This is a genomic window from uncultured Microbacterium sp., assembly GCF_913776565.1.
In the GTDB taxonomy this organism is placed as follows: domain Bacteria; phylum Actinomycetota; class Actinomycetes; order Actinomycetales; family Microbacteriaceae; genus Microbacterium.
Window position 1 is genome coordinate 1 of sequence record NZ_CAJYPF010000123.1, and the last position, 7,800, is coordinate 7,800.

Consider the following 7,800-nt stretch of genomic DNA (forward strand, 5'->3'; position numbering starts at 1 on the left):
CCTCGGCCACCGTCGCCGCGCCGCGGGGGAAACGACGGGTAACACGCGCGCGGGCCTCGGCCGTTGCGCGCTGTGACCGTCGAGTTGCACCACGCCCGCGACCGGCGCAGAGTGTCCCGGTGACCTCCCCCGCCACCGTGCCCGTCCCCCACGCCGACGCGACCGTCCTCGACAACGCCGCGTGGCATTCACTCGCCGGCCCGCACGCGTCGTTCGCGATCGGCGGAGACCTGGTGCGCCGGTATCCGGCCGATGTCGCACCGTTCGTCGCGGTGCGCTCGTGGGAGGAACCGGGGGTGTGGGACGCCCTGCGCGAACTCGTCGGGCCCGGCGCCGAGGTCGGGCTCTCGGGCTACGACGGCGAGATCCCCGAGGGCTGGGAGTACCTGGGCGGCGGAGAGGGTGTGCAGCTCGTCGAGACCGATGCCTTGCAGACCCGCCCCTTCGACGAGGCCGTCGAGCTCGGCCCCGACGACGCACCCGAGATGATGGCGATCGTCGAGCGCAATCAGCCCGGCCCCTTCCGCCCCCGCACCCACGAGCTCGGCCGCTACATCGGCATCCGTCGCGGGGGTCGACTCGTCGCCATGGCCGGTGAGCGCCTGCATCCGACCGGCTGGACCGAGATCAGCGCGGTGGCGGTGGATGCCGATCACCGCCGCCAGGGCCTCGCTTCGCGTCTGGTGCTCGACGTCGCGTTCCACATCCAGCAGCGCGGCGATCGCGCGCTCATGCACGCGGCCGCGGGCAACGTGAACGCGATCGCGGCGTACGAGAAGCTCGGCTTCGCGCTGCGGCGGCGCAATCGCTTCGTGGCGGTGCGGACGCCGGCATGACCCGTACCCTCCGCTCCCTCGGCTTCCTGACCATCGGCCTGTTCGATCGCGAGAACCCCCGCGCCGGCCACGAGACGACCCTGTCGATCATCGAACGCGGAGAACGGCTCGGCTTCGACAGCGCGTGGCTGCGCGACCGTCACCTGCAGTACGGCATCTCGTCGCCGGTGGCGGTGCTCGCCGCGGCATCCCAGCGCACGAGTCGCATCCGCCTGGGGACGGCGGTCATCCCGCTCGGGTGGGAGAACCCGCTGCGCCTGGCCGAAGACCTCGCGACGGTCGACATCCTGTCGGGCGGGCGGCTCGAACCGGGATTCTCGGTGGGGCCGCCACCGCGGCTCGACGACGTCGCCCACGCCCTGTACCCCGACACGGTCGAGCACGAGGAGTTCGGCTACGAGCGTCTCGCGCGCCTGCGGCGCTTCATCGCCGGAGACACGGTCAGCGCCCGCGCGGGCACCGAGGGGATCGAGGAGTACTCGGAGCGGGTCGAACCGCACGCCGCGGGCCTGTCCGACCGGCTCTGGTACGGCGCGGGCAGCGCGGCATCCGCCGGCTGGGCGGCCGGGAACGGCTTCCACCTGCTCACCAGCAGCGTGGTGCAGGCGGGCGAGACGACCGACTTCGACCGGGAGCAGTACGCGCAGATCCGGCTCTACCGCGACACCCACCCCGACGGAGAGCGGGCGCGCGTGTCGCAGGGCCTGGTCGTGGTCCCCACCGACTCGGCGACCCCCGAGCAGCGAGCCCGCTACGAGGCCTACGCCGACGCGCGGCGCGGGCGGGTCGGCATCCCGCACGGTCCCCGCGGGCTGCTGTTCGCCGAGGACCTCGTCGGCCCGTCCGCGCAGATCGCCGAGCGCCTGCTGTCGTCGCGGTCCTACCCCGAGGTCGACGAGGTCGCGTTCGCGTTGCCGTTCGCCTTCGCCCCCGACGACTACGCGCAGATCCTCGAGGACATCGCGGGGCGGCTGGGTCCGCTGCTGGGCTGGCGGGCCGCCGCCGTCTGACGCGCGGTCCCGGATGCCGGGACACCCGCCGCCGTGGATAACCTCCGCGATGGGCACGACCTCAGCTCACGCGGATCGAACCCAGCGGAGTTTGCGCACATCGCGGAGATTGCGCGTCCCAGCCCCCCCCCCGGTGCGTCCGCGCGCCTCACCCCGCCGACACGTGGCCTTTCGTGACGCCGTGAGGCGTTGTGTGACGACACGCGTTGAGAGCCGCCCCGCGCCCGGCGACAGTGGTCAGCACCCCTCGAGAGAAGGAGCCCCATGTCGCACCGCGCCCACCTCGCCGTCGCCCTGGACGGTGCCGGCTGGCATCCCGCCGCCTGGCGGGAGTCCACCGCCCGCCCCACCGAGCTCACCTCGGCCGGGTATTGGCGCGACCTCGCGCGTCTCGCCGACGACGCCGGCGTCCTCTTCGCGACGATCGAGGACGCCCTCTCGCTGGGCGGTCGTTCCCCCGAGGCGGATGCCGAGACCCGCCGCGACCGCGCCCGTGGACGCCTCGATGCGGTACTGCTGTCGTCGTTCCTCGCCCCCGCGACCCGTCGGCTCGGGCTCGTTCCGACCGTGACCACCACGCACCCCGAGCCGTTCCACGTCGCGACGGGGCTGCAGACCCTCGATCACGTCAGCCGGGGCCGCGCGGGCGTGCGCCTGGTCGCGGGCTCCACACCGCAGGAGCGGGCGAACTTCGGACGTCGCGCCGAAGGCCCGACGGGCCTCCCGGCGTCGGGCCGCGTCGAGGACGACCCCGCGCTGCTCGCGGCGTTCCGCGAGGCGGGCGAGGTCGCCGAGGCGATCCGCCTGCTCGCCGACTCGTGGGAGGACGACGCCATCGTGCGCGACCTCGAGACCGGGAAGTTCCTCGACCGCGAGCGCGTGCACAACGTCGACTTCGCGGGCGAGTTCTTCTCGATCACGGGCGCCTCGATCGTGCCCCGCTCCCCGCAGGGCCAGCCGCTCGTCACCGCCCTCGCGCACCAGAGTGTCCCGTACCGTTTCGCGGCGGCGCACGCCGACCTGGTGTTCGTCACTCCGCGCGACGCGGACGGGGTGGGCGGCATCCGGGACGAACTGGCGGATGCCGCGGCCCGGGTCCGCGACGAGATCGAGCCCCTGCGCGTCTTCGCCGACCTGCTCGTGCTCATCGCCCCCACGCGCGCCGAGGCCGCCGACACCTGGGCGCGGCTCGAGGAGCGCGACCCGATCACCACCGACGCGCGGGTCGTCGTGGGCACCGCCGACGACGTCGTCGACGAGGTCCGCGCGTTCGTCGACGCCGGGGTCGACGGGGTGCGCCTGCGTCCCGCCCGCCTTCCGGCCGACCTCGTCGCGATCGCCGAGCAGGTGGTGCCGCGGGCCCGGGCCGCCGGCATCCTGTCCCCCGACCGGGGTGAGCCCACGCTGCGCGAGCGTCTCGGCCTGTCGCGCCCGTCCAGCCGCTACGCCCGTCAGGAGGTCGGCGCATGACCCGCCGTCAGATCCATCTCGCCGCGCACTTCCCCGGCGTGAACAACACCACCGTGTGGACCGATCCGAGCGCGGGCAGCCAGATCGACTTCTCGTCGTTCGAGCACTTCGCCCGCACCGCCGAACGCGGGTTCTTCGACTACCTGTTCCTCGCCGAGGGGCTGCGTCTGCGCGAGCATCGCGGGCAGCTGCACGACCTCGACGTCGCCGGACGCCCGAACACCCTCGCAATCCTCACCGCCCTGGCCGCGGTGACCTCGCACATCGGCCTCGTCGGCACGCTCAACACCACCTTCAACGAGCCGTACGAGCTCGCCCGCCAGCTCGGCACGCTCGACCTGCTGTCGAACGGGCGGGCCGGGTGGAACGCCGTCACCAGCTCGGACGCGTTCCACGGCGCGAACTTCCGCCGCGGCGGCTACCTCGACCATGCCGACCGCTACGTGCGGGCGTCCGAGTTCGCGGCGCTGTCGAAGGCGCTCTGGTCGTCGTGGCGCGACGATGCGATCGTGGCGGATGCCGAGTCCGGCGCGTTCCTGCGCGACGACGCCATCGCGCGCGTGCGGCACGCGTCGCGGTTGTTCGACGTCGACGCGGTGTTCGATGTGCCGCCCTCGCCGCAGGGCCGACCCGTGATCGTGCAGGCCGGGGACTCGCCCGACGGGCGCGATTTCGCCACCGACCACGCCGACGTCATCTTCTCGCTGCACACCGAATTCGCGGACGCGCAGCAGTTCTACCGCGACGTGAAGGGACGGCTCGCCGCGCGCGGCCGCGACGAGGACTCCCTCAAGATCCTGCCCGCGGCGACCTTCGTGCTCGGCGACACGACCGCCGAGGCCCGCGAGCGCTCTCGCGAGATCGCCCTCGCCCAGGTGCGGCCGCAGACCGCGATCACCTATCTCGAGCAGATCTGGAACCGCGACTTCAGCGGGTACGACGCCGACGGCCCCCTGCCCGACGTCGAGCCCGACACCGGCGCCGAGACCGCGCAGGGTTTCGCCGGACGCCACGCGGCGATCCGCGCGCGCATCGATCAGCTGCGCGCCCTCGCCGCCGAAGAGAAGCTGTCGATCCGCGAGCTCGTCATCCGCCTGACCGCGAAACACACCTTCGTCGGGACGCCCGCGCACGTGGCATCCGAGATCGATCGGTACGTCCAGGAGCGCGTGACAGACGGCTTCACCGTGGTCGGTCACGTCACCCCGCACGGCCTCGACGAGTTCACCGACCGCGTGGTGCCGCTGCTGCAGGAGCGCGGCTCGTACCGCGAGTCGTACGACGACGGCGCGACGCTGCACGACCTGCTGGGGCTGCCCCCGGTGGCGGCCCCGGTGCGATGAGCGGGCAGCCGTCGCGACTCGTGGTGCTCGGCGCGGGTCCCCGCGCCGTCATGCTGATCGAGCGTCTGCTCGCCCGACGCACGCGCGCGGACGCACCCGTGCAGATCACGCTCGTCGATCCGTTCCCGCCGGGCGCGGGGCGCATCTGGCGGCGCGAGCAGTCGCCGCTGCTGAAGCTCAACTCGATGGCGCGCGACGTGACGGTCTTCACCGACGACTCGTGCCTGATCTCCGGTTCGGTGCGGTCGGGCCCCTCGCTGATCGAGTGGGCCGAGCGCGTGCGCGACGGGCGACTGCCCGACGTCGATCTCGACGACCCGGCACTCGCCGACGAGGTGCGGGGGCTGCGCGGCGACAGCTTCCCCACCCGGCGCCTGCAGAGCGTGTACCTCGACTGGTTCTGGCGTCGTACGGTGGCAATCGCGCCTCCCGGCGTCGAGATCTCGTGGCGACAGTCGAGCGCGCAGTGGGTCGACGACACCCCCGACGGGTGGGAGGTCGCGCTCGACGACGGCACCCGCCTCGACGCCGACGTGCTCGTCTACGCTCTCGGTCACGCGGGACGCGAACCCTCCGCCGAGGCGCGTTCGCTGCTCGACGCCGCCGCGCGCGAGGACCTGACGTACCTCGAGCCCGCTTTCACGGCCGACGCCGATCTGTCGGTCCTGGGCGCGGGCGAGGACGTGATCGTCCGCGGGATGGGGCTGGCATCCATCGATGCCGTCGTCCTGCTCGCCGAGGGCCGCGGCGGACGCTTCGCGCGGGTGGACGGCCGCCTGACGTACGAGCCCTCGGGAGCCGAACCCCGCCTGCACCTGGGCTCGCGTCGCGGCGTGCCCTACCGCTCGAAGGTGTCCTCGCCGCTGCGCGGCGAGCCGCCCACCCGTGAGGTCCTCACGCCCGCGGCGGTCGCGGGCCTGCTCGCGCGGCCCGGCTCGGTCGACTTCGTCGACGACGTGTGGCCGCTGATCACCCGCGAACTGGTCTGGGGGCACTACCGCGAGCTGTTCACCGGCCACCCGGATCGCGTCGGCACGACGTGGGAGGAGTTCCGCGAGACCCTTCGGACGGTGGATGCCGACACCCCCGCCCTACGCGCCGCCGTCGCCGCGGTGGTCCCCGATCCGCTCGATCGGTTCGACGTGCCGGCCCTCGACCGGCCGTTCGCGGAGGAGACCTTCGCCGACGCACGGGCCGCGCACGACCGCGTCCGGCGGCACATCGCCGACGACCTGCGGCTGCGCACGACCGCCGAACACAGCACGGCGCAGGCGCTGTTCCTGACGATCCTCGGCTCGTTCCTGGGGCTCGCCGACATCCCCACGGAGCGGTGGAGCGCCCGGTCGCGCGCCGTGGACCTGCCCGTCACCTGGCACGCCTTCTTCAGCTACGTCGCCTCGGGTCCTCCCCCGCACCGCCTCGAGGAGCTGCTCGCCCTCGCCGACGCGGGCGTCGTGCGCTTCCTCGGCCCCGAGGTGTCGGTCCGCGTCGAACCCGGTCGCGGGTTCGTGGCCTCGTCGCCGCGCGTGCCGGGCGAGCTCGAGACGCGGGCTCTCGTCGACGCCTGGTTGCCGGCGCCGGGCGCCGCCGCGAGCGACAACCCGGTGCTGCGCGAACTCGCCACCCGCCACGGCCGCGAGGTCCATGTCGCCGACGAGGGGTTCACCGGCTCGCTCGGGCGGATCGACGTGGATGCCGACGGCCGCGTCATCGCACCGACCGGCGTCGCGCACGAGACGGTGTTCGCCCTCGGGCCCTTCACCGCCGGCACCGAGGCCGGGGCCTTCACCCGCCCGAACGCCGACTCCCTGTCGCTGCGCCAGACCGACCGCGTGGCCGGGGCCGTCGCGGCCGCGCTGGCCGCGCGTCGCGTCGCCGCCGTCCGCTGATCCGCCCGGTCGCCCCGGCACGCCCGTGTGCGCGCCCCGCGCCCGCGTGCCGTGCCCGTGCCCGCGCCCGCGTGCGAAACTCCTGATTTTCTGCGCCGTCAGGCGGCCCACCTCGTGAAATCCCCACGACCCGGCCGTCGCCGCGCGAAAGCTCAGGAGTTTCGCCCGACTCCGCCACCCCACAGGCACCGGAAGGAGGCAGGATGAGACGACGCGCAATCCGAACCCGGGCGCGCGGCGAACACTTCTCGTAGTGCGATGACGCCACGAAAGGACGACATGCGACTGGCGACGACCCTCCGGCGGTTCGAACTCGACACCCGCCCGATCCACCCCGAGACGCGCCGCGCCCTCGACCGGCGGTGGGCGGAGCTGCCCGAGCACGCCAAGACGCCGAGCCAGTTGCTCGGGCGCAGCGCCGTCGGGTGCGAGGGGACGCACGGCGTCTTCCCCAAGTGCAACCTGACGTGCTCGCCCTGTTACCACTCGGCGGATGCCAACAAGGTCCGCATCGACGGCGACCACACCGTCGACAACGTCACGCGTCAGATGGACTACCTGCGCGAGGTGCGCGGCCCGCGCGCCCACGCCCAGCTCATCGGCGGCGAGGTGAGTCTGCTGAGCGCCGAGGATCACGCCCGCTCGCTGCTCGCCATGCGCGCGGTCGGCCGCGAGCCGATGTCGATGACGCACGGCGACTTCGACTACGACTACCTGCTCGACGTCGTCCTCGACGAAGGCGGCACACCGCGCTTCGACAAGGTGTCGTTCGCGGCGCACTTCGATTCGCTCATGCGCGGTCGTCGCGGCGCGGTGCGCCCGCGCAGCGAGGCGGAGCTCAACCCGTTCCGCGAGAAGTTCGCGCGCATGTTCGTCGACCTCAAGCGCGACCACGGCGTGAGCAGCTACCTCGCCCACAACATGACGGTCACCCCGTCCAACGTCGGCGAGGTCGAACAGGTCACGCGCGACGTGCTCGAGATGCCGTTCGACATGATGTCGTTCCAGCCGGCGGCGTTCATCGGCGACGACCGCCGCTGGCGCGAGGACTTCGGCGAGGTCACGATCGACGCGGTCTGGGAGAAGATCGAGGCCGGCGCGGGGCAGAAGCTCCCGTGGCAGGCGACGCAGTTCGGCGACCCGCGCTGCAACCGCTCGACCGTGGGCGTGCGCGTCGGAAAGACCTTCGCGCCCGTGCTCGACCCCGAGGACCCGAAGGACATCGCGGCCCGCGATCGGTTCCTCTCGCACT

The 7,800-nt window shown here is 73.1% G+C and carries 6 protein-coding genes; all 6 read left to right on the plus strand.

The window, feature by feature from the left end:
• Positions 1-119: 119 nt before the first annotated feature.
• The gene (locus tag QZ433_RS06585) at positions 120-836 is read left to right on the plus strand and encodes a GNAT family N-acetyltransferase (RefSeq protein WP_295780955.1); all 717 of its coding nucleotides are present in this window, start codon (positions 120-122) and stop codon (positions 834-836) included.
• Positions 833-1,846: an LLM class flavin-dependent oxidoreductase gene (locus tag QZ433_RS06590; RefSeq protein WP_295780956.1), complete on the plus strand. Its 1,014-nt coding sequence runs from the start codon at positions 833-835 to the stop codon at positions 1,844-1,846. Before QZ433_RS06585 ends, QZ433_RS06590 begins: the two co-directional genes overlap by 4 nt.
• A 264-nt stretch (positions 1,847-2,110) precedes the next feature.
• The gene (locus QZ433_RS06595; protein WP_295780959.1) at positions 2,111-3,316 is read left to right on the plus strand and encodes an LLM class flavin-dependent oxidoreductase; all 1,206 of its coding nucleotides are present in this window, start codon (positions 2,111-2,113) and stop codon (positions 3,314-3,316) included.
• Positions 3,313-4,659, plus strand: a complete 1,347-nt coding sequence (locus QZ433_RS06600) for an NtaA/DmoA family FMN-dependent monooxygenase (protein ID WP_295780962.1) — start codon at positions 3,313-3,315, stop codon at positions 4,657-4,659. The genes QZ433_RS06595 and QZ433_RS06600 overlap by 4 nt, the downstream gene beginning before the upstream one ends.
• Entirely contained in the window at positions 4,656-6,548 is a 1,893-nt protein-coding gene (locus QZ433_RS06605; RefSeq protein ID WP_295780964.1) for an FAD/NAD(P)-binding domain-containing protein, read from the plus strand. The genes QZ433_RS06600 and QZ433_RS06605 overlap by 4 nt, the downstream gene beginning before the upstream one ends.
• 258 nt (positions 6,549-6,806) lie before the next feature.
• Positions 6,807-7,800, plus strand: a 994-nt coding sequence (locus tag QZ433_RS06610; RefSeq protein ID WP_295780967.1) for a hypothetical protein, incomplete at its 3' end; no start/stop codon positions are given.